This is a genomic window from Pseudoalteromonas sp. MelDa3 (genome assembly GCF_002863625.1).
GTDB classification, from domain to species: domain Bacteria; phylum Pseudomonadota; class Gammaproteobacteria; order Enterobacterales; family Alteromonadaceae; genus Pseudoalteromonas; species Pseudoalteromonas arctica.
In genome coordinates this window covers 1-1029 of sequence record NZ_PJBR01000214.1, presented here as the reverse complement: position 1 = coordinate 1029, position 1029 = coordinate 1, and the positions used below count along the sequence as shown (strand labels likewise).

Here is a 1029-nt window from a genome sequence, read left to right as displayed (position 1 = left end):
TAATAATTACGCTACGATAGTTGCTACAACACCAGCACCTACAGTACGACCACCTTCACGGATAGCAAAACGAAGACCTTCATCCATCGCGATTGGTGCGATTAGAGTTACTGTCATCTTGATGTTATCACCAGGCATTACCATTTCTACGCCATCTGGTAACTGTACGTCACCCGTTACGTCAGTTGTACGGAAGTAGAACTGTGGACGGTAACCTTTGAAGAATGGAGTATGACGACCACCTTCATCTTTCGAAAGTACGTATACTTCTGAAGTGAATGTAGTATGTGGGTTGATTGAACCAGGCTTAGCTAGTACTTGACCACGTTCAACGTCTTCACGCTTAGTACCACGTAGAAGTGCGCCGATGTTTTCGCCAGCACGACCTTCGTCTAGAAGCTTACGGAACATTTCAACACCAGTACAAGTAGAACGAGTTGTATCATTGATACCAACAATTTCTACTTCGTCATTGATGCGGATGATACCAGCTTCAACACGACCAGTTACAACTGTACCACGACCCTGGATTGAGAAAACGTCTTCGATAGGCATGATGAAAGGCTTATCGATGTCACGCTCTGGCTCTGGGATGTAAGTATCAAGTGCATTTGCAAGCTCAACAATCTTATCTTCCCACTCTTTCTCGCCTTCTAACGCTTTAAGCGCAGAACCAGCAATTAGAGGTAAGTCATCACCTGGGAAATCGTATTCTGAAAGAAGTTCACGAACTTCCATTTCTACTAGTTCAAGTAGCTCTTCGTCATCTACCATGTCACATTTGTTCATGAACACGATGATGTAAGGAACGCCAACTTGACGAGAAAGAAGGATGTGCTCACGCGTTTGTGGCATAGGGCCATCAGTCGCAGCAACTACTAAGATCGCGCCGTCCATTTGAGCAGCACCAGTGATCATGTTTTTAACATAATCGGCGTGACCAGGACAATCTACGTGTGCGTAGTGACGTGAAGGAGTATCGTATTCAACGTGAGACGTTGAAATAGTGATACCACGTTCGCGCTCTTC

General features: G+C 45.1%; 1 protein-coding gene. It reads right to left on the bottom strand.

All coding sequences use genetic code 11. From position 1 onward, the window contains the following. Positions 1 to 6 precede the first annotated feature (6 nt). Positions 7 to 1029: elongation factor Tu (tuf, locus tag CXF89_RS19200; protein ID WP_121955492.1), on the bottom strand; the 1023-nt coding region annotated here is incomplete at its 5' end.